The sequence below is a fragment of the Streptomyces sp. WMMB 322 genome (assembly GCF_900090145.1).
Taxonomy (GTDB): Bacteria; Actinomycetota; Actinomycetes; order Streptomycetales; family Streptomycetaceae; genus Streptomyces.
Genome location: NZ_FMHI01000001.1, coordinates 770,526 through 794,270, shown reverse-complemented (window position 1 = coordinate 794,270; position 23,745 = coordinate 770,526). Strand labels below are relative to the sequence as shown.

The 23,745-nt window shown below is 71.7% G+C and carries 20 protein-coding genes; 9 read left to right on the top strand and 11 right to left on the bottom strand.

Going from position 1 to position 23,745, the window contains the following annotated elements:
• Positions 1 to 49: 49 nt before the first annotated feature.
• The gene (locus H180DRAFT_RS03355; protein ID WP_055484379.1) at positions 50 to 631 is read left to right on the top strand and encodes a CGNR zinc finger domain-containing protein; all 582 of its coding nucleotides are present in this window, start codon (positions 50 to 52) and stop codon (positions 629 to 631) included.
• Between the two features lie 162 nt (positions 632 to 793).
• On the opposite strand, the gene H180DRAFT_RS03350 is transcribed toward H180DRAFT_RS03355, so the two are convergent.
• Positions 794 to 2,146 (bottom strand): UDP-glucose dehydrogenase family protein, encoded by a 1,353-nt coding sequence (locus H180DRAFT_RS03350; RefSeq protein WP_055484378.1) that lies wholly within the window; start codon positions 2,144 to 2,146, stop codon positions 794 to 796.
• Between the two features lie 227 nt (positions 2,147 to 2,373).
• Here H180DRAFT_RS03350 and H180DRAFT_RS03345 point away from each other — a divergent pair, with 227 nt between their 5' ends.
• Positions 2,374 to 3,561 carry an acyl-CoA dehydrogenase family protein gene (locus tag H180DRAFT_RS03345; protein WP_302622424.1) on the top strand — a complete coding sequence of 396 codons (1,188 nt, stop codon included), beginning with the start codon at positions 2,374 to 2,376 and terminating at the stop codon, positions 3,559 to 3,561.
• Between the two features lie 159 nt (positions 3,562 to 3,720).
• Here the strand turns inward: H180DRAFT_RS03345 and H180DRAFT_RS03340 are convergent, their stop codons facing one another.
• Positions 3,721 to 4,689: an alpha/beta hydrolase gene (locus H180DRAFT_RS03340; protein ID WP_055484376.1), complete on the bottom strand. Its 969-nt coding sequence runs from the start codon at positions 4,687 to 4,689 to the stop codon at positions 3,721 to 3,723.
• Positions 4,690 to 4,821: 132 nt separating this feature from the next.
• Complete coding sequence (locus H180DRAFT_RS03335) at positions 4,822 to 6,324, bottom strand: peptide MFS transporter (protein WP_055484375.1); 1,503 nt, start codon at positions 6,322 to 6,324, stop codon at positions 4,822 to 4,824.
• Positions 6,325 to 6,856: 532 nt separating this feature from the next.
• Here H180DRAFT_RS03335 and H180DRAFT_RS03330 point away from each other — a divergent pair.
• Positions 6,857 to 7,537, top strand: a complete 681-nt coding sequence (locus H180DRAFT_RS03330; protein WP_055484374.1) for a response regulator transcription factor — start codon at positions 6,857 to 6,859, stop codon at positions 7,535 to 7,537.
• 95 nt (positions 7,538 to 7,632) lie between these two features.
• Positions 7,633 to 8,916 carry an ATP-binding protein gene (locus H180DRAFT_RS03325; protein WP_055484373.1) on the top strand — a complete coding sequence of 428 codons (1,284 nt, stop codon included), beginning with the start codon at positions 7,633 to 7,635 and terminating at the stop codon, positions 8,914 to 8,916.
• On the opposite strand, the gene H180DRAFT_RS03320 is transcribed toward H180DRAFT_RS03325, so the two are convergent.
• Positions 8,830 to 9,366 (bottom strand): GtrA family protein, encoded by a 537-nt coding sequence (locus H180DRAFT_RS03320; protein ID WP_055484372.1) that lies wholly within the window; start codon positions 9,364 to 9,366, stop codon positions 8,830 to 8,832. The genes H180DRAFT_RS03325 and H180DRAFT_RS03320 overlap by 87 nt on opposite strands.
• 229 nt (positions 9,367 to 9,595) lie before the next feature.
• Here H180DRAFT_RS03320 and H180DRAFT_RS03315 point away from each other — a divergent pair, with 229 nt between their 5' ends.
• The 3 genes from H180DRAFT_RS03315 to H180DRAFT_RS03305 are packed head-to-tail and all read left to right on the top strand — an operon-like array spanning position 9,596 to position 12,554.
• Complete coding sequence (locus tag H180DRAFT_RS03315; RefSeq protein WP_055484371.1) at positions 9,596 to 10,792, top strand: 5-(carboxyamino)imidazole ribonucleotide synthase; 1,197 nt, start codon at positions 9,596 to 9,598, stop codon at positions 10,790 to 10,792.
• A complete protein-coding gene (gene purE / locus H180DRAFT_RS03310) occupies positions 10,789 to 11,325 on the top strand; it encodes a 5-(carboxyamino)imidazole ribonucleotide mutase (RefSeq protein WP_055484370.1) in 537 nt (178 codons plus the stop codon). Before H180DRAFT_RS03315 ends, purE begins: the two co-directional genes overlap by 4 nt.
• A complete protein-coding gene (locus H180DRAFT_RS03305) occupies positions 11,325 to 12,554 on the top strand; it encodes a dipeptidase (RefSeq protein WP_055484369.1) in 1,230 nt (409 codons plus the stop codon). Before purE ends, H180DRAFT_RS03305 begins: the two co-directional genes overlap by 1 nt.
• Positions 12,555 to 12,649: 95 nt before the next feature.
• Here H180DRAFT_RS03305 and H180DRAFT_RS30905 read toward each other — a convergent pair whose 3' ends face one another.
• Entirely contained in the window at positions 12,650 to 13,090 is a 441-nt protein-coding gene (locus tag H180DRAFT_RS30905) for an ATP-binding protein (RefSeq protein ID WP_055484511.1), read from the bottom strand.
• A 443-nt stretch (positions 13,091 to 13,533) separates the two neighbouring features.
• Entirely contained in the window at positions 13,534 to 13,914 is a 381-nt protein-coding gene (locus H180DRAFT_RS03295) for an STAS domain-containing protein (protein WP_055484368.1), read from the bottom strand.
• A gap of 245 nt (positions 13,915 to 14,159) precedes the next feature.
• Here H180DRAFT_RS03295 and H180DRAFT_RS03290 point away from each other — a divergent pair, with 245 nt between their 5' ends.
• Positions 14,160 to 15,116, top strand: coding sequence for an RNA polymerase sigma factor SigF (locus H180DRAFT_RS03290; RefSeq protein WP_055484367.1), 957 nt, complete (start codon positions 14,160 to 14,162; stop codon positions 15,114 to 15,116).
• Between the two features lie 114 nt (positions 15,117 to 15,230).
• Here the strand turns inward: H180DRAFT_RS03290 and hutI are convergent, their stop codons facing one another.
• From hutI to hutU, 4 genes are all read right to left on the bottom strand, one after another.
• On the bottom strand, positions 15,231 to 16,409 hold the full coding sequence (gene hutI, locus H180DRAFT_RS03285) for an imidazolonepropionase (RefSeq protein WP_055484366.1): 1,179 nt from the start codon (positions 16,407 to 16,409) through the stop codon (positions 15,231 to 15,233).
• A gap of 157 nt (positions 16,410 to 16,566) precedes the next feature.
• The gene (locus tag H180DRAFT_RS03280; protein WP_074466577.1) at positions 16,567 to 18,018 is read right to left on the bottom strand and encodes a formimidoylglutamate deiminase; all 1,452 of its coding nucleotides are present in this window, start codon (positions 18,016 to 18,018) and stop codon (positions 16,567 to 16,569) included.
• A complete protein-coding gene (locus H180DRAFT_RS03275) occupies positions 18,018 to 19,274 on the bottom strand; it encodes an allantoate amidohydrolase (protein WP_055484510.1) in 1,257 nt (418 codons plus the stop codon). The genes H180DRAFT_RS03280 and H180DRAFT_RS03275 overlap by 1 nt, the downstream gene beginning before the upstream one ends.
• Positions 19,275 to 19,351: 77 nt before the next feature.
• Complete coding sequence (hutU, locus tag H180DRAFT_RS03270) at positions 19,352 to 21,028, bottom strand: urocanate hydratase (protein WP_055484364.1); 1,677 nt, start codon at positions 21,026 to 21,028, stop codon at positions 19,352 to 19,354.
• 136 nt (positions 21,029 to 21,164) lie between these two features.
• Between hutU and H180DRAFT_RS03265 the strand changes: the two genes are divergently transcribed.
• Positions 21,165 to 22,700 carry a type III PLP-dependent enzyme domain-containing protein gene (locus tag H180DRAFT_RS03265; protein WP_079099787.1) on the top strand — a complete coding sequence of 512 codons (1,536 nt, stop codon included), beginning with the start codon at positions 21,165 to 21,167 and terminating at the stop codon, positions 22,698 to 22,700.
• Positions 22,701 to 22,787: 87 nt separating this feature from the next.
• Here H180DRAFT_RS03265 and H180DRAFT_RS03260 read toward each other — a convergent pair whose 3' ends face one another.
• Entirely contained in the window at positions 22,788 to 23,714 is a 927-nt protein-coding gene (locus tag H180DRAFT_RS03260; protein WP_055484363.1) for a LysR family transcriptional regulator, read from the bottom strand.
• Between the last annotated feature and the right edge of the window lie 31 nt (positions 23,715 to 23,745).

Here is a 23,745-nt window from a genome sequence, read left to right as displayed (position 1 = left end):
AACGCAGTTGGTTACCAGATAATGGCCCCTCATCGGTAACGTGGCAAGGGTGACGGACCGATCGCCTCCGGAAGCACTCGTTCTGGTGCAGGAGCTGACGAACACACTTGACGTGGAGACGGGCGAGGACTCGCTCGCTGCGCCGGGCGGCCTCGACGAGTTCGCACGGCGCCACGGGATCGAGGGGCTCGGCGGGCTCGGCGGGCTCGGTGGGAAAGGCTCCGGCGCCGGGACCGGCGGGCGGCAGCTCGCCGAGGTGTGCGAACTGCGGGAGGCCCTGCGAGCCGCGTGCCTCGCGCACACGGGCACGGACATGTCTTCCGCGGAGTCCGCGACGCTCGGCCGGCTCCTGGCCGGGGCGCCGCTCGTCGTCGCCGTGGACGGCACCGGACGTGCCGCCCTGCGGCCCGCCGACGGGCTGACCGGGCTGCCGCTGCTGACCGCACGCGTCGCCGCGGGAATCGCCACGGCGGAGTCGGACGGCACATGGCAGCGGCTCAAGGCGTGCCCCGCGCACGACTGCCTGTGGGTCTTCTACGACCGCAGCCCGGCGGGCCGCGGCCGCTGGTGCTCCATGGCCGTGTGCGGCAGCCGCGCCAAGATGCGCACCTACAGGGCGAAACAGCGCTGAGCCCGCACAGCCGGGCCCCGGACCGTCGGTCATTCGCTGCCGTCCGGCCCAAGGCCGGGGCGGTCGGGCCAGGGGGTCGGGTTCGGGCGGCCGGGTTCAGTCCCTGAGGTCCGGCCCTGGGTCAGTCCCCGGGTTCAGTCCCCGGAGTTCCGGTTGTGAGGTTCAGGCCGTGGGGCGGCCCAGCGCGCGGAACGTCCAGTTCTCCTTGCGCCACAGCGCCGGATCGAGGGTGTTGCGGCCGTCCAGCAAGCGCCGCACCGCGACGGCCTCGCCCAGCACCGCGGGGTCGAGCTGCTGGAACTCACGCCACTCCGTCAGATGCAGTACGACGTCCGCGCCACGCACCGCCTCGACGGCGCTCGGGGCGTAGCCCAGGGTCGGGAAGATCGCACGGGCGTTCTCCATGCCCTTGGGGTCGTAGACCGTCACCTGCGCGCCCTGGAGGTGCAGCTGCCCCGCGACGTTCAGCGCGGGCGAGTCGCGTACGTCGTCGGAGTCCGGCTTGAAGGTGGCACCCAGGACGCCGATGCGTGTGCCCAGCAGGGTTCCGCCCAGTGCCTGCCTGGTCAGCTCCACCATGTGGGCACGGCGCCGCATGTTGATCGAGTCGACCTCGCGCAGGAAGGTGAGCGCCTCGGACGCACCCAGCTCGCCGGCCCGCGCCATGAACGCGCGGATGTCCTTGGGCAGGCAGCCGCCGCCGAAGCCGATGCCGGAACGCAGGAACTTCTTGCCGATGCGGTCGTCGTAGCCGATCGCTTCGGCGAGCTTCGCGACATCGCCGTCGGCCGCCTCGCACACCTCGGCCATGGCGTTGATGAAGGAGATCTTCGTCGCGAGGAACGAGTTGGCCGACGTCTTCACCAGCTCGGACGTGGGGAAGTCGGTGACGACGAAGGGCGAACCCTCGGCGAGCGGCTTCGCGTACACCTCGCGCAGCTGCTGCTCCGCGCGCTCGCTGCGCACGCCGACGACGATGCGGTCGGGGTGCAGCGTGTCCTGCACGGCGAAGCCCTCTCTCAGGAACTCGGGGTTCCAGGCCAGCTCGGCCTCCTCGCCCACGGGCGCCAGCTCCGCGAGCCGGGCGGCGAGCCGCGCCGCACTGCCCACGGGCACCGTCGACTTGCCGACGACGAGGGCCGGGCGGTGCAGATGGACGGCGAGCGCGTCGATCGCACTGTCGACGTAACTCATGTCGCAGGCGTACTCGCCGTGCTTCTGCGGGGTGTTGACGCAGACGAAGTGGACGTCGCCGAACTCTCCGACCTCCTCGTAGGAGGTGGTGAAGCGGAGCCTTCCGCTCGAACCCTCGTGTCCTGCCACGTGCTTGCGCAGCAGCTCCTCCAGACCCGGTTCGTACATCGGCGTCTCGCCGCGCTCCAGCAGCGCGACCTTCTCCGCCGAGATGTCCAGGCCCAGCACGTCGAAGCCGAGTTCGGCCATGGCGGCGGCGTGGGTGGCGCCGAGGTAGCCGGTACCGATCACTGTGATCCTGAGCGGGGCCTTGTTCGCCATGGTTGGGTTGCTCCTGTAGGACGACGCTGGGACGCTCCGGAAGATCTGCTCCGCACGCTCCGGGAACGCTGCCCGCGCAGCATATCGGGGGCCGCCTGTCGCGTACCTCACGTATCCCGGGCCGGGCAGGGGGCCCTAGAATCGGGTTACTTAACGGTAATTAGCAGATGCCCTCGCCGACCCGGTCCCCGTACCGGAGCAGCACAGCTGATGAGGAGTGAGACACCTTGGCGCCATCGGGAAAAAGCGCAGCCGCTGACTTCGGTCTCTACCGGCCGTCCGAAGAGCACGACATGCTCAGGGACTCGGTGCGCGCCCTCTCCGAGGCGAAGATCGCGCCCTTCGCCACCGAGGTGGACGAGGAGGGCCGCTTCCCGCAGGAGGCCCGGGACGCGCTCGAGGCCAACGACCTGCACGCGGTGCACGTGCCCGAGGCCTACGGCGGCGCCGGCGCCGACGCCCTCGCGACCGTCATCGTCATCGAGGAGGTCGCCCGTGTCTGCGCGTCGTCCTCGCTGATCCCCGCGGTCAACAAGCTCGGGTCGCTGCCCGTCATCCTCTCCGGCTCCGAGGAGCTGAAGAAGCGCTACCTCACGCCGCTCGCCGCCGGCGAGGCCATGTTCTCCTACTGCCTGAGCGAGCCGGACGCCGGTTCCGACGCGGGCGGCATGAAGACCAAGGCCGTGCGGGACGGTGACCACTACGTCCTCAACGGCGTCAAACGCTGGATCACCAATGCCGGTGTCTCCGACTACTACACCGTCATGGCGGTGACCGACCCCGACAAGCGCACCAAGGGAATCTCCGCCTTCGTCGTCGAGAAGGACGACGAGGGGGTCTCCTTCGGCGCCCCGGAGAAGAAGCTCGGCATCAAGGGCTCCCCGACCCGCGAGGTCTACCTCGACAACGTCCGCATCCCCGCCGACCGCATGCTCGGCGCGGAGGGCACCGGTTTCGCCACCGCCATGCTGACCCTGGACCACACCCGCATCACCATCGCCGCCCAGGCGCTCGGCATCGCGCAGGGTGCCCTCGACTACGCCAAGGGGTACGTCGCGGAGCGCAAGCAGTTCGGCAAGCCGATCGGCGACTTCCAGGGCGTGCAGTTCATGCTCGCCGACATGGCGATGAAGCTGGAGGCGGCCCGTCAGCTGACGTACGCGGCCGCCGCCAAGTCGGAGCGCATCGCCCTCGGCGGCGCCGACGAGGACCTGACCTTCTACGGTGCGGCAGCCAAGTGCTACGCCTCGGACGCCGCCATGGAGATCACGACGGACGCGGTCCAGCTCCTCGGCGGCTACGGCTACACCCGTGACTACCCCGTCGAGCGGATGATGCGCGACGCGAAGATCACACAGATCTACGAGGGCACCAACCAGGTGCAGCGCATCGTGATGGCCCGCAACCTGCCGTAGCGCGGCCCGCGCCGGTGACATGAGCGACGTCAGGTGACACGTCTGCGAGGGCGCCCCCGCACGGTGTCCGGTGGTCCTCCGCCGGTCCGCGCGGGCGGCGCCCTCAGTCGTGCCCTCGGTCGTGCCCTCAGCCGTGCCTCGGTCTTGCAGAGGGCGACCTCAGCCGTGCGTGCCGGCGTCCGGTGAGGCTGAGGGCGTCGGGGCGGCCGACTGCGTACGTGCCGCGACCCAGTTCAGCATCATCCGCTCGACGCCCGGCCTGCCCAGCAGGCCCCCGCCGTGCTCCGCTCCCGGCACGGTCACGACGGTGACGTCGCCGGGCGCCATGCCGCGGCGCAGCTCCGCGTCGCGCAGCGCCTCGGAGTGGGCGACGGGCACGAAGTCGCGCCTGGAGTGGATCAGCAGCATCGGCGGATCGTCGGCGCCGGAGGCGTGACGGACGGCCGACATGTCCCGCCAGACGCGGAGGCACGCCCCGTCCCCGTGCGCGCTCCCCTGCCGCTGCGGCTCGCAGCCCGCCAGCCGCGCCGCATTGGCGCGCAGCACCGCCATGCCCCTGCTGTCCCCGTCGGGAGCCGCGGCGGTCCGCCAGGAGCGGTACGGGTCGACCACCGGGGAGAGCGCGACCACGCCCGCGAGGTTCCGCCGCCCCTGCCCGTACGCGCCGGCGCTGGTGGCGACCTGTCCGCCCGCGGAGGAGCCGAGGAGCACGATCCGGTTCGGGTCCACGCCGAAATCCCCGGCACGCTCCTTGATCCAGTTCACCGCGCGCAGCACGTCCGAGCGCTGGGCGGGCCAGGGGGCCTCGGTGTTGCGGCGGTAGTCGAGATTGAAGACGGCGGGGCCGCCGGCGGCGATCCGCCTGCCCCAGCGGCTCCACCCGGCCGAGCGGTCCTGATACCAGAAGCCTCCGTGCACGATGACGAGGCCGGTACGCCGCGGTCCCGGCCGCGCCGGGTCGGCGTCGCTGTATGCGGTCAGCCGCTGCCTCTTGAGCGGGCCGTAGGAGTAGGTGCGGCGCTCCGGGGCCGCCTGCGCGGTGTCGCGCTCCTCGCCGCCTCGCACCACCGGTGACGTGCAGAGAAGGAGCGCCAGGCATGTGAGCAGTACGAACCCGGGTCTGTGCACGTGACCAGCGTCGGGTCCCGCTGCCCGGGCCGCAACAGCACTCTCCGTGACCGGGAATCATGCACACGTACAGAGCCCCGGCTCCGCGGATGCGGAACCGGGGCACCGTGCCGGGCGCTGCCGGGCGCCGTGCTACTTCACGGAGCCGAGCAGCGGGTTGATCTTCTTGCGGGCGGCGAGGAAGACGAATCCCGCCAGCGCTGCGAGGACGCCCTGGACCGCGAAGCCCGTCTTGCCACTGGCGGCGTCGCCGAGCACCAGCTGGACGATCGCGAAGACGCAGTCGCCCGCCGTGACCGCGAGGAACCACACACCCATGAGCTGGCTCGCGTACTTGGCGGGCGCCAGCTTCGTCGTCACCGACAGGCCGACCGGGGAGAGGCACAGCTCCGCGACGGTCTGGATCAGGTAGACGGTGATCAGCCACAGCGGGGTGACCTTGTCGCCGCCGGAGGCAGAGGCGATGGCGAGCATCATCACGCCGAAGGAGAGGCCGATGCCGATCAGGCCGAAGGAGAACTTCGTCGTGGTCGCCGGGTTGCGGCTGCCGAGCTTGACCCAGAGGGCGGCCAGGACGGGTGCGAGGATCATCACCCACAGCGGGTTGACCGACTGGAACCAGCTCGTGGGGAACTCGATCCCGAACAGGTCGGTCGAGGTGCTCTTCTCGGCGAAGAGGTTCAGTGTGGAGCCGGACTGGTCGAAGATCATCCAGAAGATCGCGGCCGCCACGAAGAACCAGATGTAGCCGCCGAGCTTCTTGCGCTCGTCCTCGGTGACCTCGCTGTCACGCCGCATCCGTACGAAGTAGTACGTCGGCAGCACGAGACCGGCGATGCTCAGCGGCCACAGCACCCAGTCGATGGTGAACATCTCGGCGAGCACGATGGCCGTGTAGAAGACGCCCGTCACGGCGGCGGCGATCAGGGTGTTGCGGACGGCCTTGTTGCGGTCGCGGGCGTCCAACGGCTGCGGGACGACGCTCGACTCGGGCGCCAGGTGCCTCGTGCCGATCAGGAACTGGATCAGACCCAGGGCCATGCCCGCGGCGGCCAGGCCGAAGCCCAGGTGCCAGCTGACCTTCTGCCCGGCCCAGCCGATCAGCAGGGGCGCTGCGAAGGCACCGATGTTGATCCCCATGTAGAAGACGGTGAATCCGCCGTCCCTGCGCGGGTCGTTGGGGCCCGCGTAGAGGTGACCGACCATCGTGGAGATGTTGGCCTTCAGCAGACCGGACCCGACTCCGATGAAGGCCAGGCCGGCGAAGAAGAGCGCATTGACTCCGGTGGCCAGCAGCGCGTGACCGATCATGATCACGAACGCGGATATCGAGACCGTCTTGCGCGGGCCCCATACGCGGTCGCCGAGCCAGCCGCCCGGCATCGCCATCAGGTAGACCGTCGCGTTGTAGACGGAGTAGAGGGCCACGGCCGTGGCGGAGGCCATGCCCATGCCGCCCTCTGCGACCGCGGCCGTCAGGTAGAGGACGAGCAGGGCGCGCATTCCGTAGAAGCTGAAGCGCTCCCACATCTCGGTCATGAAGAGGGTGGCGAGACCGCGGGGGTGACCGAAGAAGGTCTTGCCGTCGGCCGCAGGCGGGTGCTGCGGCGCGTCCTTGGACGCTGTGGAGGCCATGTGGGGGGTTCCTCGCTGTGTGAGAAGGGGGCCGGTGCCCCGGACGCCGGCGGGGTGCTGCCGGACCCGGGGAGCCCCGCGTGCTTCTCACACGGCGGGGCCCGGCGCTGGGACATGTGGTTGCTGGTTCCGCTTCCGCCACGGTCCGGACCGGGAGACGACGGCGCCCTCGCGGACGGAGCTCCTGAAGGCCCGGCATTCCGGGGGGAGGATCGTGCTGGTGCTCGCCCGCCCCCTTGGCGGAAGTCCACCGCCGGACCGCCCGGCCACCGGTTCACGGACACGGTCGGCCGGCGCCACAGGATCACCACCGCACTGGCTCCGCCGGGGCCCCCGCCCCTGGTGATCACGCCGGAAGCCAGCTCACCATACGTCACGGGGGTACTGGTAACGGAAGGAAGTGGGAGCAGGATCACAGGTGCAGGGAGTAAATTCCCAGTCAATTCGAAGGTAACGAGTTGGCATCTCCGACGATCTGCACTGGTTGGCAGGGACCGGCCTTACGCTCGGCGACGAGGACTACGATCGGCCCATGACCCGTGTACTGCTCGCCGAGGACGACGCCGCCATCTCGGAGCCCCTGGCCCGCGCGCTGCGCCGTGAGGGATACGAGGTCGAGGTGCGCGAGGACGGCCCCGGGGCCCTCGACGCAGGCCTCAAGGACGGCATCGACCTGGTCGTGCTCGACCTCGGACTGCCCGGCATGGACGGACTGGAGGTCTGCCGCCGGCTGCGCAACCACGGTCATACCTTCCCCGTGCTCGTCCTCACCGCTCGCGCGGACGAGGTCGACACCGTCGTCGGCCTGGACGCGGGTGCCGACGACTACGTCACCAAGCCCTTCCGCCTCGCCGAGCTGCTCGCACGCGTACGCGCCCTGCTGCGCCGGGGCGCCGCCGCGGAGCCCGCCGTTCCGCCGGCCACCCACGGGGTGCGCATCGACGTCGACTCGCACCGCGTGTGGATGGGCGAGGAGGAACTCCAGCTGACGGCCAAGGAGTTCGACCTGCTGCGGGTGCTGGTGCGGGACGCCGGGCGGGTCGTCACCCGTGACCAGCTCATGCGCGAGGTCTGGGACACCACGTGGTGGTCGTCCACCAAGACCCTCGACATGCACATCTCCTGGCTCCGCAAGAAGCTCGGCGACGACGCCGCCAACCCGCGCTACATCGCCACAGTGCGGGGCGTCGGTTTCCGGTTCGAGAAGAGCTGAGAGTCAGGCGTGCCGGCCCCGCCGTCCTCCACCCCGCTCCTCCCCGCTGACCGCGGCCGGCGCTCCCGCGGCGGGCCCATGACGGAGGGCGTGACATGCGGCGCAGGCTGATCCTCTCGACCCTCGCCGTCGTGCTCGTCGTCGTCGCCGTCTTCGGCATCTCGCTGATCCTCGTCGAGTCCCGCTCCATCGAGAACAGCGCCCGCGACAGCGTGAAGTCGGAGGCGGTGCAGCTGGTCTCCGTCGTCGAGAGCCGCATAGTCGCCGAGGAGAAGGTCTCCCCCGCGACCATGAACAACGCCGTGCCGCACAACCGTCACGTGCGCATCGAAGTGCCCGGCAGGAAGGCCATCACGCTGGGGAAGCGTCCCGAGGGCAAGGTCATCGAGGCCTCGCAGAAGGGCGCGCACGGAGAGCGCATCACGGTGCAGCAGAGCTACGGCACGGTGCAGGACGAGCTGGGGCGCACGCTGTTGATCATCCTGGCGGTCGCGCTGCTCGCGGTCGCGGCGGCCGCCATCCTCGCCGTACGGCAGGCGCACCGCGTCGTGGCGCCGCTCACGGACCTGGCCGAGACCGCGGAACGGCTCGGCTCCGGCGATCCCCGGCCACGGCACCGGCGCTACGGGGTGCCCGAACTCGACCGCGTCGCGGACGTCCTGGACGGAAGCGCGGACCGCATCGGCCGGATGCTGACCGCCGAGCGCCGCCTCGCCGCGGACGCCTCACATCAGCTGCGTACGCCCCTCACCGCGCTGTCGATGCGGCTGGAGGAGATCATCGCCACCGCCGACACCGACGACCCCGACGACCGGGCCATCGTCAAGGAGGAGGCGACCATCGCGCTGGCCCAGGTCGAGCGGCTCACGGACGTCGTGCAGCGGCTGCTCACCAACTCCCGTGATCCGCGCTCGGCTTCGGCGGTCGGCCTCGACCTCGACGAGGTTCTCAAGCAGCAGGTGGAGGAGTGGAAGCCCGCCTACCGGAGCGCGGGCCGCGCGATCGTGCGTTCCGGCAAGCCCGGACTGAGGGTGGTGGGCACGCCCGGAGCCGTCGCGGGAGTGCTGGCGACGCTGATCGAGAACTCCCTGATGCACGGGGCGGGAAGGGTCGCGCTGCGCACCCGCGTCACCGGCAACCAGGTCGTGGTCGAGGTGACGGACGAAGGTCCCGGCGTGGACCCCGAACTGGGCTCGCGCGTCTTCGAACGGACCGTCAGCGGCCACAACTCCACCGGTCTCGGCCTCGCCGTCGCCCGTGACCTGGCGGAGGCGGACGGCGGACGGCTGGAGCTACTTCAGCATCACCCGCCGGTTTTCGCGCTCTTCCTCAGCCGCGAGACCGTCGGGGGCAGGGGAAGCGGCGAGAATGCGGCCTGAACTCTGACGGAAGACCCATGTGCGGTACGTCCAGAAGCGGAAGACGGTCCCGATGCCGAGGCCGACGACGTTCTTCGCGATGTTGTCCGCGAGCGGCGAGGTGTATCCCAGCCCGTAGTGCGACACGGCGAGCACCGCGTTCTCGATGACGAGCGCGATACCGCTGAAGAAGAAGAACAGGACGGTCTCGCGTCGGATGCGGCGCTTGTCGGTGTGCCGGTACGTCCAGTAGCGGTTGCCCAGATAGTTCGTGCCGATCGCAACGACCTGGGAGATCACACCGGAGCGGATGGGCGCCAACTGCAACGTGTGGATGCACAGGTTGAAGACGGCGACGTTGACCAGGAAACCGACGGCCCCGACGGTGCCGAACTTGGCGGCCTCGCGGGCGAGACGCTCCAGCCTGGTGCGCAGTCGTCTCAGTGCGCGCGCCGCGCTCCAGTCACCCATAGTGCCGCTGCCCCGTTTCGGTCGACGTCGTCCGTCCCCCGCGCCACATGCTAACCAGCGGCCATCTGCTCCCGCAGCGCGGTCGAGCGCGGGCCGTGCCGCCGGGGGAGGCGGGCGGCGCGTCGCCCGGCCGCCCCGCGGCGGCACAGGCCGGGGCCCGTGCGGCCGGTCCGGGCGGCTGCCACCACCGCCGCTTCGGCAGCGGATGCGGTGCGGATACGCTGAGGCTGTGACGTTCCCCGTAGTCGGCATGGTCGGTGGCGGCCAGCTCGCCCGCATGACCCACGAGGCGGGCATCCCCCTCGGCATCAGATTCAGGCTCCTCGCGGACACCCCGCAGGACTCCGCCGCGCAGGCCGTGCGCGACGTCGTGGTCGGCGACCACCGCGACCTCGGCACGCTGCGCGACTTCGCGCGCGGCTGCGACGTGGTCACCTTCGACCACGAGCACGTGCCGACGGACCATCTGCGCGCGCTGGAGGCGGACGGCATGCCCGTGCGGCCCGGCCCCGGCGCGCTGGAGCACGCCCAGGACAAGGGGATCATGCGGGCACGCCTGGACGCGCTCGGCGTGCCCTGCCCGCGGCACCGCATCGTGCAGGACCCGGCCGACGTGGCCGCCTTCGCCGCCGAGGTCGCCCTGGCCGACGGTGCGGCCGGGCCCGACGGCGCCGGTACCACCGAGGGCGCCGGCTTCCCCGTCCCCGTCGTGCTGAAGACGGTGCGCGGCGGGTACGACGGCAAGGGCGTCTGGGTCGTGCGCACGACCGGCGAGGCCGCCGTCCCCTTCAGGGCCGGAGTGCCCGTACTGGCCGAGGAGCAGGTCGACTTCGCACGCGAGCTGGCGGCCTGCGTGGTGCGCTCGCCGCACGGGCAGGCCGTGGCGTACCCGGTCGTCGAGTCCATCCAGGTCGGCGGCGTCTGCGACACGGTGATCGCGCCCGCGCCCGGTCTTCCCGGCGACGAGGCGGTCACGGCGCAGGAACTGGCGCTGAGGATCGCGCAGGAGCTGGATGTCGTCGGGCACCTGGCAGTCGAGCTGTTCGAGACGCGCGACGGGCGGGTGCTCGTGAACGAACTGGCGATGCGCCCGCACAACTCGGGTCACTGGACCCAGGACGGTGCGGTCACCTCCCAGTTCGCCAACCATCTGCGCGCCGTGCTCGATCTGCCCCTCGGCGACCCGCGCCCCCGCGCACGCTGGACCGTGATGGCGAACGTGCTCGGCGGCGACTACCCGGACATGTACCCGGCGTACCGCCACCTCATGGCCCGCGACCCGCAGTTGAAGATCCACATGTACGGCAAGGACGTGAAGCCCGGCCGCAAGGTCGGCCACGTCAACACCTACGGCGACGACTTGGACGACGTGCGCGAACGTGCCGCACACGCCGCCGGATACCTGCGAGGAACGGTCAACGAATGACGCATGGAACCCCGCTCGTCGGCCTCGTCATGGGCTCCGACTCCGACTGGCCCGTCATGGAGGAGGCCGCCAGGGCGCTCGACGAGTTCGAGGTGCCCTTCGAGGCCGACGTCGTCTCCGCGCACCGCATGCCGCGCGAGATGGTGACGTACGGCGAGGAGGCCGCCGGGCGCGGGCTGCGCGCGATCATCGCGGGCGCGGGCGGCGCGGCCCATCTCCCCGGCATGCTCGCTTCGGTGACGCCGCTGCCGGTGATCGGCGTGCCGGTGCCGCTGAAGTACCTCGACGGCATGGACTCGCTGCTCTCCATCGTGCAGATGCCGGCGGGTGTGCCCGTGGCAACGGTCTCGGTGGGCGGCGCGCGCAACGCCGGTCTGCTGGCCGTGCGCATGCTCGCGGCGCACGACCCCGAACTGCAGGAGCGCATGCGGCGCTTCCAGGACGAGCTGAACGAGGAGGCCACGGAGAAGGGCCGCCGGCTGCGCGGCAAGGTCGCCGCGAGCAGGACCGGCTTCGGTTTCGGAGGCAACTGATGGCGACGACGGCGGAATCAGCGGACCCGTCGGACGCGGCGAACGCGGCGCTGCTGGCACGTGCACGCGAACTGCTCGCCGAACACCCCGTCGTCGACGGGCACAACGACCTGCCGTGGGCGCTGCGCGAGCACGTGTCCTACGACCTCGACAAGTGCGACATCGCGCAGGACCAGTCCTCCCGGCTGCACACCGACATCCCGCGGCTGCGTGCGGGAGGCGTCGGGGCCCAGTTCTGGTCGGTGTACGTACGGTCCGACTTCGCCGGTGACAAAGCGGTCAGCGCCTGCCTCGAACAGATCGACGTGGTACGGCAGTTGGCGGCCCGCCACCCGCAGGACCTGCGGCTCGCCCGTACTGCTGAGGACATGGAGGCGGCGCGCGCCGAGGGCCGCATCGCCTCGCTGATGGGCGCCGAGGGCGGCCACTCAATCGCCAACTCCCTCGCCACGCTGCGCGCGCTGTACGACCTGGGCGTGCGATACATGACGCTCACGCACAACGACACCATCGACTGGGCGGATTCGGCGACCGACGAGCCCCGCCACGACGGCCTGACACGCTTCGGCGAGGAAGTCGTGCACGAGATGAACCGCCTGGGGATGCTCGTCGACCTCTCGCACGTCGCCGCATCGACGATGCGGGACGCGCTGCGGGTGAGCGAGGCGCCCGTGATCTTCTCGCACTCCTCGGCACGCGCGGTGTGCGGCCACCCGCGCAACATCCCCGACGACGTGCTCGCGTCTCTGCCGGGCAACGGCGGTGTGGCGATGGCGACGTTCGTGACGAAGTTCGTCCTGCCGGAGGCCGTCGACTGGGCACGGGCCGCCGAGGAGCACATGCAGGCCCACGGTCTGCACCCGCTTCAGAACGGCGAGGAGGCGGCGCGCATCCGTCACGCCTTCGAGCAGGAACATCCGCGTCCTTTCGCGGACGCCTCCACCGTCGCGGACCATCTGGACCACATGCGCGAGGTGGCCGGCATCGACCACCTCGGCATCGGCGGCGACTTCGACGGCACGACGCTGGTACCGGCACAGCTGGAGGACGTCTCCTGCTACCCCAACCTCGTCGCCGAACTCCTGCGGCGTGGCTGGTCCCGGGAGGACCTGGCGAAGCTGACGTGGCAGAACGCGGTGCGCGTGCTGGGCGACGCGGAGGCGGTCTCCCGCGAACTGCGTGAGCGGCGCGGGCCGTCGGTCGCGACGATCGGCGCCCTGGACGGCTGAGTCGGGCCGGAGCCCGAGCCCGCGACGCGCCGGTTCGCGCGGCGGAGCGACGCGCCGGTTCGCCCGGCGGAGCACCGGCAGGGCGGGGGGCCGCTTCAGCTCGGAGCGGCCAGCTCCGCCCAGACCGTCTTGCCCATGCCCTCGGGGTTGCGGACCACGCCCCAGTCCAGGCAGAGCCGCTGGACGATGAACATGCCGTGCCCGCCCGGACGGCCGGCCCGGTGCGGTGTGCGCGGTGCCGGCGACCCGCTTCCCTGGTCGACGATCTCCAGCCGCAGCACTTCCGGGCCGCTGCCGACGCGCAGTTCCTCGGGCCCGTCCGCGTGCAGGCAGGCGTTCGTCACCAGTTCGGACACCACGAGCAGCACGTCCTCGGCGGCGGCCCGCTGGTCACCGGTGGCGGCGGGAAGCCAGCCCCAGTCCTGAAGTGCCTGGCGGACGAAGTCACGGGCACGGGGAACGGCACCGCTGACGCCGACCAGGCGCAGCCTGCGCACCTGGCGCATCGGACGACCCTTCCCCGTATCTCCCTGCACTGACTCGCCGGCCTGGGCGGCTCTCGCCGTCCTGCCCTGGGCGCCGGTCTGCTCCGGCTCCCCGGCTGCGCCGACGGCCCCTGCCGCACCCGAAACCCTCGTCGTCCCGGATACCCCTGACGAGGCCGCGGAGAGTCCGCTGACGGCTCCGGCCCCGGTGCTCCCGGCCCCGGACGCGGCTGCCGTCGCGGTGCCCTCGGGCTCCGGTCCGCAGTCGCCCGCCGGAGACGGCCGGGTGGTGCTCATCAGTGGTTCACCTCACCGATCACCGATAGTGCCTCTCATCGCCGCGCCACGGGCAAGCGAGCAACATCACGAGTCTCTGACTGGCTCAGGAGGTCTCCTGCCCTACGAAGCCGTGGGAACACCCACTGAGACGGACCGAGTGATGTGACCCATGCAACTTCCGTGTCGCGGGGTGTACACAGCTGCCGGAACGTGCATCACGCCTCGGCGACATTGGCCAGCGCCGAGTCGAGATCGTCGTGGATGGTGAAGACGGCACCCGCGCCGGTGATCTCGAAGACCCTGGCGACGACCGGCTGCATTGCGGCCAGGTGCACGCCTCCTCCGGCGGCCTCGGCCTTCAGCCGGGCTCCCAGAAGGACGTTCAGGCCGGTGGAATCGCAGAACGCCAGTCCGGTGCAGTCCACCACCAGGCGGCTGCCACCGCCCGCGATCGCCTGCTCCAGCGCCTCGCTGAACAGATCCGCGGTGTGGTGATCGAGCTCTCCCTCGGGGGTCACGACGGCACTGCCCGCCTGCTGCCGTACGTCGACGGTCAGCCGACCCCGGCTCGTAGCTCCGGGCATCCCGCGGTCCATGCACACCCCTCTTGTTCGCCAAAGCGCCGAATCTTCTGCCCCCGTCAACAGACTCGAACCTTACGCCCTCACCGGCAGTACCGGTAGCCGAACAACCCACACATTGGGGCAAATTCGGACATCCAGCACTTGCCATACACGTACGTGAGCGGGTAACCGTATAGGAATACAGAAACACGTCGGCTTTGGAGGCGCCGCACCTTCGTAGTGCACGTCACGGCATCGGCTGCCATATGCCGAGAATGATGGAGGACATCACCATGTCACCCAGGCTCGATCCAGGGATACCGGAGACCGCCACCACCCCGGCCCTCCCGGCACAACTCGGCGGAGAGCAGTTCGCCCCCGTCCAGATGCCGGAACCCACGAGCCCGGAAGCGGTCGAGGAGATCTTCGACCAGCTCCAGCTCCCGGAGGTCCCACCGTACGACGAGGTGGGCCCGGTCGACGCCCGGGCAATGTCGAAGACCCTCTTCAAGCGCCTCGAGAAGCTGGACGAGGGGACGCACGAGTTCTCCTACGTGCGCAACACGCTCGTCGAACTCAACCTGGCCCTGGTCAAGTTCGCCGCCTCCCGCTTCCGCTCGCGCAGCGAGCCGATGGAGGACATCGTCCAGGTCGGCACGATCGGACTGATCAAGGCCATCGACCGGTTCGACATGGAGCGCGGTGTCGAGTTCCCGACGTTCGCCATGCCGACCATCGTCGGCGAGATCAAGCGCTTCTTCCGTGACACCTCCTGGTCCGTGCGCGTGCCGCGCCGCCTGCAGGAGCTGCGCCTGGACCTGGCCAAGGCCGGCGACGAGCTCGCACAGAACCTCGACCGCGCCCCGACGATGGAGGAGCTCGCCGAGCGGCTCGACATCTCCGTCGAGGAGGTCGTCGAGGGCATGGCGGCGAGCAACGCCTACACCGCCAGCTCCCTGGACGCGCAGCCGGAGGAGGACGACACCGAGGGCGCCCTGGCCGACCGCATCGGTTACGAGGACAACGGGCTCGAGGGCATCGAGTACGTCGAGTCGCTCAAGCCGCTGATCGCCGACCTCCCCACGCGCGACCGCACGATCCTCTCGCTGCGTTTCGTCGCCAACATGACCCAGAGCGAGATCGGCGACGAGCTCGGCATCTCCCAGATGCACGTCTCCCGTCTGCTGTCGCGCACGCTGAACAGACTGCGCAAGGGCTTGATGGTCGACGAGTGACGTCCGCGTCCCTCGCGCGGGCACACGGAACACAAGGGCGGGCCGCCCCGGTGGAGACACCGGGGCGGCCCGCTTCGTCGTGCGGCGTTCCCCGGGCCGCCGCGGACGCTGCCGTCAGGGGTGGACCGGCCGCCCGTGGTGCCAGACCCGGGAGGCGAGGGGAACACCGGGGCGATAGGCGAGGTGGACGTGCGAGGGGGCGTCCAGCAGGACGAGGTCGGCGCGTGCACCGGGGCTGATCCGGCCGATGTCGTCGCGGCGCAGCGCGCGTGCGCCGCCGGCGGTGGCGGACCAGACGGCCTCGTCCGGCGTCATCCCCATCTCCCGAACGGCGACGGCCACGCAGAACGGCATGGACGAGGTGAACGACGAGCCCGGGTTGCAGTCCGTGGAGAGGGCGACGGTGGCGCCCGCGTCCAGCAGGCGGCGGGCGTCCGGGTAGACCGCCCTCGTCGAGAACTCGCAACCGGGCAGGAGCGTGGCGACCGTGCCGCCGGCCTGCGCGAGGGCGTCCACGTCGGCGTCCGTCAGATGCGTGCAGTGGTCGGCGGAGGCGGCACCGAGCTCGACGGCGAGCCGGACTCCGGGGCCGTGCGAGAGCTGATTGGCGTGGATGCGGGGGACGAGTCCCTTCGCCTGCCCCGCCGTGAGCACGGCCCGGGCCTGGTCGCCGTCGAAGGCGCCCTTCTCACAGAAGACGTCGATCCAACGGGCGTACGGCGCACAGGCGTCGAGCATCGGCCCGGTGACGAGATCCACGTAGGCCGCGGGGTCCTCGGCGTACTCGGGGGCGACGATGTGGGCGCCCATGTACGTGACTTCGTCGGTGTGCGCGGCGGCCACGCGCAGCGCACGCGACTCCTGTCCGGGAGTGAGCCCGTAGCCGGACTTGGTCTCCATCGTGGTGGTTCCCTGGCGGCGGGCCTCCGCGAGGTAGCGGGCCAGGTTGCGGCCGAGTTCGTCGTCGGTCGCCTCGCGGGTCGCCGCGACGGTCGTGCGGATGCCGCCGGCGGTGTAAGGCCGCCCCGACATGCGGGCGTTGAACTCGGCGGTGCGGTCGCCGCCGAAGAGCAGGTGCGAGTGGGAGTCGACGAAGCCGGGGAGGGCCGCGCGGCCCTCGGCGTCGTGGGCGGAGTCGGCGGCGGGCGCCTCCGCCGCGGGCCCCACCCATGCCACGCGGTCGCCGTCGAGGACGACAGCCGCGTCGTGGACGAGCCCGAGGGCTCCGCCCTCGCCGCAGGCGGGGTCGTTGGTCACCAGGGTGCTGATGTTCGTGACGACGGTGCTGGTCATGTGCGGCTTCCTCGGCCCTTCTTCGACTCTTCGGCGGTTGCCCCGACACTTCCCCGCCGGGGCCCGGGCGGCTGCGTGCTTCCGGGCCCGCCGCCCGTGGGACGGGCACGGCTGGACGGGCTGGACGGCTGGACGGGGCCGCACGGCTCCGCCCCGGTCAGTGGAGGCCGCCGATCGCCTCGGTCAGGGCCGCCGGGACGTCCGGGACGTACGCGTGCCGGCCGTCCCGCACGACGTGGTCGCCGCCCACGACCGTGTGGCGGACGTCGGCGGCCGATGCGGAGAAGACCGCCGCCTCCACCGCCATGCGGACGGGAGGCCCGGCCGTCCGCACCGAGTCCAGCGACACCGTCGTGAAGTCCGCTAGCATGCCCGCCTCCAGGCGGCCCGACTCGGGCCAGCCCAGCGCGGCGTGACCGTCCTCCGTGGCGGCGCGCAGCAGGTGTGCCGCCGTCCAGTGGCCGCGGGTGCGGGTGCGCAGACGCTCGTCGAGTTCCAGCGCACGCGCCTCCTCCAGCATGTCGATGACGGCGTGGCTGTCGCTGCCCAGGGACAGCGTGGCGCCGGCGCTCTCCAGCCGGGGCGCGGGCCCGATGCCGTCGGCCAGGTCCCGTTCGGTGGTGGGGCACATGCACACCCCGACGGAGGCGTCGCCGAGGAGCTTGATGTCGTCGTCGGTCAGATGGGTGGCGTGGACGGCCGTGGTACGGCGTCCGAGCACCCCGTGGTCGGCGAGCAGCCGCGTGGGCGTGCAGCCGTGTGCCTCCTGGCAGGCGTCGTTCTCGGCCGTCTGCTCGGAGAGGTGGACGTGCAGGGGCGCCGAGCGTTCCTCCGCCCACTCCACGATCGGCCCCAACTCCCTTGCGGGGACGGCCCGTACGGAGTGGATGGCCGCCCCGGTGCGTGCGTGCCCGTCCTCGGGGACGCGCAGTTGCGCGGCCCGCTCGGCCCAGGCCTCGGCGGTGCCGTCGCAGAAGCGGAGCTGCTGCCGGCCGGGAGGCTCGCCGTGGCCCCGGCGTCCGAAGCCTGAGGCCAGGTAGGCCGTGTCGAGGAGGGTGATGCGGATGCCGGCGTCCCGTGCCGCCGAGATGAGTGCGTGACCCATGGCGTTGGGGTCGTCGTAGGGCTCGCCGCCGGGCGCGTGGTGAAGGTAGTGGAACTCGCCGACGCATGTGATGCCGGCCAGCGCCATCTCCGCGTAGACGGCGCGGCCGAGGGCGTAGGCCGAGTCCGGGGTGAGCCGGCCGGCGACCTGGTACATCACGTCGCGCCACGTCCAGAAGGTGCCCGAGCCGACCTGCACGGTGCCGCGCAGCGCGCGGTGGAAGGCGTGCGAGTGGGCGTTGGCCAGGCCCGGCAGGGTGAGGCCGCGCAACTCCACGGCGCCGGGCGGCGGTTCGCCGGCTCCGGTGCGTACGGCGGTGATCCGTCCGTCCCGCCCGGTCTCGATGACGACGTCGAGCTCCAGCATGCCGTTGAGCCACGCGTGGGTGCACCAGTAGACGTTCCGCGGTCCTGGGGAGTCCGCCCCCGGGCCCTCGCGCGACGGGGAGGGGGACTGGGAGGACGGGGGCGACGGAGACGAGGAGGAGGTCGGGGTCGGTGTCATCAGCAGGCCAGCCCTTCCAGCACGTCGGCGAGCGCTCGCACCCCTGCCACGCAGTCGTCCTCGTCGGCGGATTCGGCGGGCGAGTGCGAGACACCGGTGGGATTGCGGACGTAGAGCATCGCGGTCGGGACGGAGGCCGACAGGATGCCCGCGTCGTGTCCCGCTCCGGTGGGCAGCAGCGGCGCCCCGCCCAGCATCCGCGCGATCCTGTCGCGCAGGTCGTGGGCGAACTCCACGGTCCTCGTGCGGGATTCGCGGGTGACGCTCACCTGCACGCCGTCGGCCCGCCCGCGCAGCGTCGCCCGGTCCTCGATGCCGGCGACGACGGCGGCGAGGGTCTCCTCGTCCGCGGCCCTGGAGTCGAGCCAGCCCCGCACGACGGAGGGGATGGCGTTGACGCCGTTCGGCTCGACGGCGACCTTGCCGAAGGTGGCGAGCGCACCGGCGCGCTCCGCCTCCTCCCGGGCGGCGAGCACCGTCAGGGCGTATGTGAGCATCGGGTCGCGGCGGTCCTCGAACCGGGTGGTGCCGGCGTGGTTGGCCTCGCCGAGGAAGTCGAACCGCCAGCGGCCGTGCGGCCAGATCGCCGATGCGACGCCCACCGCATGACGGGCGGTCCGGTCCGCGACGCCGGCCCGGCCCCGGGCGCCCGAGGCAGCGAGGATTCCGGGGTCCGCGAGCGCACGCCCCTGCTCGATGTGGAGTTCGACGAACGCGCCGATGCGGGAGAGGCGGTCCGGGTCGGGACCGATGCCGTCCGGGTCGTGTCCGGCCCGCTCCATGGCCTGCGGCAGGGAGACGCCCTCGGCGTCGCGCAGCTCCCGCGCCTGCGCCCGTGTCAGCCCTCCGGAGCTGAGCCGGGAGCCGACGCAGGCCAGGCCGAACCGCGCGCCCTCCTCGTCGGTGAAGTTGACGATTCCCAGGGGCACCCTGAAGTGGACGCCCTTCGCCCGGAGTTCGTCGAGCGCGGCGAACGCGGAGACCACGCCGAGCGGCCCGTCGAAGGCGCCACCGTCGGGGACCGAGTCGAGGTGGGAGCCGGTGACGACGGCGCTGCCGGGAGCGATGTCCTGCGCGCTCGTCACGCCGTGCCAGGCCCACTGGTTGCCGTTGCGGTCCGACTCGTAGGCCAGGCCGCGGGACTCGGCCTCGGCGCGGAACCAGGCGCGGCAGTCCGCGTCCGCTCCCGTCCACGCGTAACGGCGGTATCCGCCGCCTGCGTCGTGCCTGCCGATGGGGGCCAGTTCGCGCCACATCTCGTGGAACGAGGGCGGGGCCGGCGCGGGGCCGCGGCGGTTCCCGGCGTCCGGCGCGTCGCCTGCGTCCCGTGCGTTCACGTGCCCGCTCCTCCTTCCCCGCCCTCCCGCATCGGCACCCTTACGCCCCGCTCGGCGGCGACCTCCTCCGCGCGCTCGTACCCGGCGTCGACGTGACGCACCACGCCCATGCCCGGGTCGTTCGTCAGGACACGGCGCAGCTTCTCGCCGGACGTCGGCGTCCCGTCGGCGACCGTGACCTGCCCGGCGTGCAGGGAGCGGCCCATGCCGACGCCCCCGCCGTGGTGGATCGAGACCCAGGTCGCTCCGGAGGACGCGTTGACCATGGCGTTCAGCAGGGGCCAGTCGGCGATCGCGTCCGAGCCGTCGCGCATCGCCTCGGTCTCCCGGTACGGGGAGGCCACAGAGCCGCAGTCCAGGTGGTCGCGGCCGAGCACCAGCGGCGCCGAGAGTTCGCCGCTCGCGACCATGTCGTTGAAGCGCTCCCCGGCACGGTCCCGTTCGCCGTACCCGAGCCAGCAGATGCGCGCGGGCAGGCCCTGGTAGTGCACGCGCTCACCGGCGAGCCTGATCCAGCGGGCGAGCGACTCGTTCTCGGGGAAGAGTTCGAGCAGCGCACGGTCCGTCGCCGCGATGTCCTTCGGGTCGCCGGACAGCGCCGCCCAGCGGAAGGGGCCCCTGCCCTCGCAGAACAGCGGCCGGATGTAGGCCGGTACGAAGCCCGGGAAGTCGAACGCCCGCCCGTAGCCGTGGAGTTGCGCCTCGCCCCGGATGGAGTTGCCGTAGTCGAAGACCTCGGCTCCCGCGTCCATGAAGCCGACCATGGCCTCCACGTGCCGGGCCATCGACTCGCGTGCGCGCCGGGTGAAGTCGGCGGGCTTGTCCGCCGCGTACCGGGCCATGTCGTCGAAGTCGACGCCGACGGGGAGGTACGCGAGCGGGTCGTGCGCGCTGGTCTGGTCGGTGACGATGTCGATCGGGGCGCCGCGCCGCAGCAGCCGGGGCACCGCCTCGGCTGCGTTGCCGAGGACACCGATGGACAGCGGGCGGCGCTCGTCGCGGGCCTTCGTTGCCAACTCCAGTGCGTGGTCGAGGGAATGGGCCCGTACGTCCAGATAGCCGTGTCCGATGCGGCGCTCGATGCGGGAGGGGTCGCACTCGACGCAGATGACGACGCCGTCGTTCATCGTCACGGCGAGCGGCTGGGCGCCGCCCATCCCGCCGAGGCCGGCGGTCAGGGTGATCGTGCCGGCGAGGGTGCCGCCGAACCTCTTGGCGGCGACGGCCGCGAACGTCTCGTACGTGCCCTGGAGGATCCCCTGCGTGCCGATGTAGATCCACGAACCGGCCGTCATCTGCCCGTACATGGTGAGGCCGAGGGCGTCCAGCCGCCGGAACTCCTCCCAATTGGCCCAGTCACCGACGAGGTTGGAGTTGGCGAGCAGCACGCGCGGCGCCCATTCGTGGGTGCGCATCACGCCGACGGGGCGGCCGGACTGCACGAGCATCGTCTCGTCGTCGCCGAGGGTGCGCAGGGTGCGGACCATGGCGTCGAAGGAGTCCCAGTCGCGGGCCGCCCTGCCGGTGCCGCCGTAGACGACGAGCTTGTCGGGGTGCTCGGCCACCTCGGGGTCGAGGTTGTTCTGGAGCATGCGCAGGGCGGCCTCCTGCGGCCATCCCCTGGCACTCAGTTCGCTGCCGCGCGGCGCCCGTACGGGTCGCGGTCCTGACATCTCCCGTGCCTCCCTGCCGTCTGCTGTCCCGACTCCCCCGACATCATTTATTCACACACTGTACGGAGTGAATAGACCTAGTCAACATCGCGGGCGGCCGTACCCCTGTGCGCCGGGGACGTGCTTGGCTTGTCGTATGCACGACTCCAGCAGCAGCCCTGCCACCACGGCCCCGGCGGCCGGATCGGACCACCCGGACCCCCCGTCCTCTCCCGGCTCCCGGGCCTCCTCGCCATCCGCGGGCCGCGCGGGCACTCCCGGCGGAAGGGCGGTCGCCGACGGGGCGGCGGTCGCCGCCCGCCGCGACCTGGCCGTACGCGCCGCCGTCGAGCAGGGACTCGTCACGGAGGACCGGCATCCCGTCGCCGCCCTTCTCGACGTCCGGGCGATACGCGAGGCGGCGCACGCGCTGCGGACCGCCTTCGAGAACGTCTGCGCACCCGGCCAGGAGGTTGTGCACACCTTCGCCGTGAAGGCGGCCTCGCTCGTGCCCGTGCTGCGGCTCCTCGCCGACGAGGGCATCGGCTGCGAGGTCGCCAGCCCCGGCGAGCTGGCCCTGTCACGGGCGGCGGGCGTACCGGCCGGGCGGACGGTCCTGGACTCCCCCGCGAAGACCGTGAGCGAGCTGCGTGAGGCCCTCACCCTCGGCATCGCCCTCAACGCGGACAACCCGGGGGAGCTCGCCCGCCTCGACGAGCTGATCGCCCCGGACGTCCCTTCGCCCTCGGCGGTGGGCCTGCGCGTCAACCCGCAGATCGGCGGGGGTTCCATCGGCGCGATGAGCACCGCAACGGCCACGTCGAAGTTCGGCGTCGCGCTGGAGGACCCGGGGGCCCGCGAATGGGTCGTGCAGGCATACCGGGAGCGTCCGTGGCTGACCCGGCTGCACTCGCACGTCGGGTCGCAGGGGATGCCGCTGGAGCTGATGGCGGAGGGCGCGCGGGCCACGTACGAGCTCGCCGAGGAGATCAACGCCGCCGTCGGCAGACACCAGGTCGACACCCTCGACCTGGGAGGCGGTCTGCCCGTCAACTTCGGCAGCGACGAGATCACACCGACGTTCGAGGAGTACGCCCGGCTGCTCGCGGCGACGGTGCCGGGGCTCTTCGACGGGCGGTACGGCATCGTCACCGAGTTCGGCCGCTCGCTGCTGGCGAAGGCCGGGACGGTTCTGACGCGCGTCGAGTACGCGAAGTCGGCCGGCGGGAGGCCCATCGCCGTCACCCACGCGGGCGCACAGATCGCGGTGCGCACGGTCTTCACGCCGGACGCGTGGCCGCTGCGGGTCGCCGCGTACGACGCGGCGGGCGAACCGAAGGGCGCCGAGGGTGACGAGGGCGCCGACGGCGGGACCGTCACGCAGGACATCGCCGGCCCGTGCTGCTTCGCGGGGGACCTGGTGGCCCGGGAGCGGCCGCTGCCACCCCTGGAGGAGGGCGACTACGCGGCGCTCCTGGACACCGGTGCCTACTACTTCTCCAACCCGTTCGGCTACAACTCGCTGCCGAGGCCGGGCGTTTACGGCTTCACCGTGACGGAGGCCCAAGGCGCGTCCGGCGGTGGGGCCACCGGGGGCGGGGTGCGGTTCCTGACCGTGCGTGAGCCGCAGTCGCTCGCCGAGATCGTCGCGGAGTCCGGCGGGGCTCACAGGGACGCGCTGCGGGACGGGTGAACCCGGGCGCGGGAGCCGGTCCGTGCCCGGCCGCCGTGCCCTGGCTTCCCCCAACACCCCTGCGCCGTAGGGGCGTCGGGGCGGTGCTCAGTCCGTCCGGCCCCGCTTCGCGGAGAGTTCGCCCAGGAGCTCCAGGGCCGCGGCGATGGTGGGGTGGCCGTCGCTGCCGCGCCGGACGACGCTCAGAAAGCGCCTGGCGGGCACGTAGCGGCCCGTCAACGGGGTGCGTACGACGTCCAGATGGGGAGGCAGCAGCGCCAGGTGCGGCACGAGGGCGACGCCCAGCCCGTGCGCGACGAGCGTCGCGACGACGCTGTAGTCGCGCGCCTCGTGCGTGACCGAGGGCGCGAAACCCGCGCTGCGGCAGGCCGCGAGGACCAACTGGCGTACTGAGCAGCCGCTTCCGGGCATGTCCAGGATCCAGGGCTCGCCGGAGAGGTCCTCCAGGACGGTTCCCGGCTCCCCCGCCAGCTCGTGACCGGTGGCCGTGAGCAGGTCGAGCGGGTCCTCCAGCAGGGGCCGCTGGTCGAAGCGCCGGTCGTTGAGCGGAGGGTTGTCCGGCATCGCCTCGACGACCGCCAGGTCGGTCTCGCCGGAGAACAACAGGTCGAAGCAGTCGAGGGGTTCGGCCTCCCTGACCCTGACCGTCACCCCCGGCCACTCCCGCTGCATCCGCACGGCCAGGGGCGCGAGCAGCGCCGAGACCGACGTGGGGAACCCGGCCACCCGCAGGACTCCGCTCGGCTCGCCGAGCGCGGTGGCGTGCAGCTCGGCCTCGGTGCGCTGCCAGAGCTCCTCGATGGAGTCGGCGTGGCGCAGGAGGGCGTGTGCCGCCTCCGTCAACCTCACCCGCCGGCCCTGGGGTTCGAGCAGCGGTACGCCCAACTCCCTTCCGAGCTGGCGTACTTGCTGCGAGACGGCGGACGGCGTCAGATGCACGGCCCCGGCGGCGGCCGTCACCGTGCCGTACTGCTCGATCGCGCGGAGCACTGTGAGACGACGCAGATCAATCATGTAACCGTTCTACACGGTTCAGTGAAGAAAT

Excerpts from the sequence above, each read along its gene's own strand:
- purE (WP_055484370.1), top strand. The coding sequence starts at position 10,789 with ATGACGCATGGAACCCCGCTCGTCGGCCTCGTCATGGGCTCCGACTCC.
- H180DRAFT_RS03335 (WP_055484375.1), bottom strand. The coding sequence starts at position 6,324 with ATGGCCTCCACAGCGTCCAAGGACGCGCCGCAGCACCCGCCTGCGGCC.
- H180DRAFT_RS03325 (WP_055484373.1), top strand. The coding sequence starts at position 7,633 with ATGCGGCGCAGGCTGATCCTCTCGACCCTCGCCGTCGTGCTCGTCGTC.
- hutU (WP_055484364.1), bottom strand. The coding sequence starts at position 21,028 with ATGTCAGGACCGCGACCCGTACGGGCGCCGCGCGGCAGCGAACTGAGT.
- H180DRAFT_RS03295 (WP_055484368.1), bottom strand. The coding sequence starts at position 13,914 with ATGGACCGCGGGATGCCCGGAGCTACGAGCCGGGGTCGGCTGACCGTC.
- H180DRAFT_RS03350 (WP_055484378.1), bottom strand. The coding sequence starts at position 2,146 with ATGGCGAACAAGGCCCCGCTCAGGATCACAGTGATCGGTACCGGCTAC.
- hutI (WP_055484366.1), bottom strand. The coding sequence starts at position 16,409 with ATGACCAGCACCGTCGTCACGAACATCAGCACCCTGGTGACCAACGAC.
- H180DRAFT_RS03320 (WP_055484372.1), bottom strand. The coding sequence starts at position 9,366 with ATGGGTGACTGGAGCGCGGCGCGCGCACTGAGACGACTGCGCACCAGG.
- H180DRAFT_RS03330 (WP_055484374.1), top strand. The coding sequence starts at position 6,857 with ATGACCCGTGTACTGCTCGCCGAGGACGACGCCGCCATCTCGGAGCCC.
- H180DRAFT_RS03280 (WP_074466577.1), bottom strand. The coding sequence starts at position 18,018 with ATGACACCGACCCCGACCTCCTCCTCGTCTCCGTCGCCCCCGTCCTCC.
- H180DRAFT_RS03260 (WP_055484363.1), bottom strand. The coding sequence starts at position 23,714 with ATGATTGATCTGCGTCGTCTCACAGTGCTCCGCGCGATCGAGCAGTAC.
- H180DRAFT_RS03290 (WP_055484367.1), top strand. The coding sequence starts at position 14,160 with ATGGAGGACATCACCATGTCACCCAGGCTCGATCCAGGGATACCGGAG.
- H180DRAFT_RS03265 (WP_079099787.1), top strand. The coding sequence starts at position 21,165 with ATGCACGACTCCAGCAGCAGCCCTGCCACCACGGCCCCGGCGGCCGGA.
- H180DRAFT_RS03275 (WP_055484510.1), bottom strand. The coding sequence starts at position 19,274 with ATGTGGCGCGAACTGGCCCCCATCGGCAGGCACGACGCAGGCGGCGGA.
- H180DRAFT_RS03305 (WP_055484369.1), top strand. The coding sequence starts at position 11,325 with ATGGCGACGACGGCGGAATCAGCGGACCCGTCGGACGCGGCGAACGCG.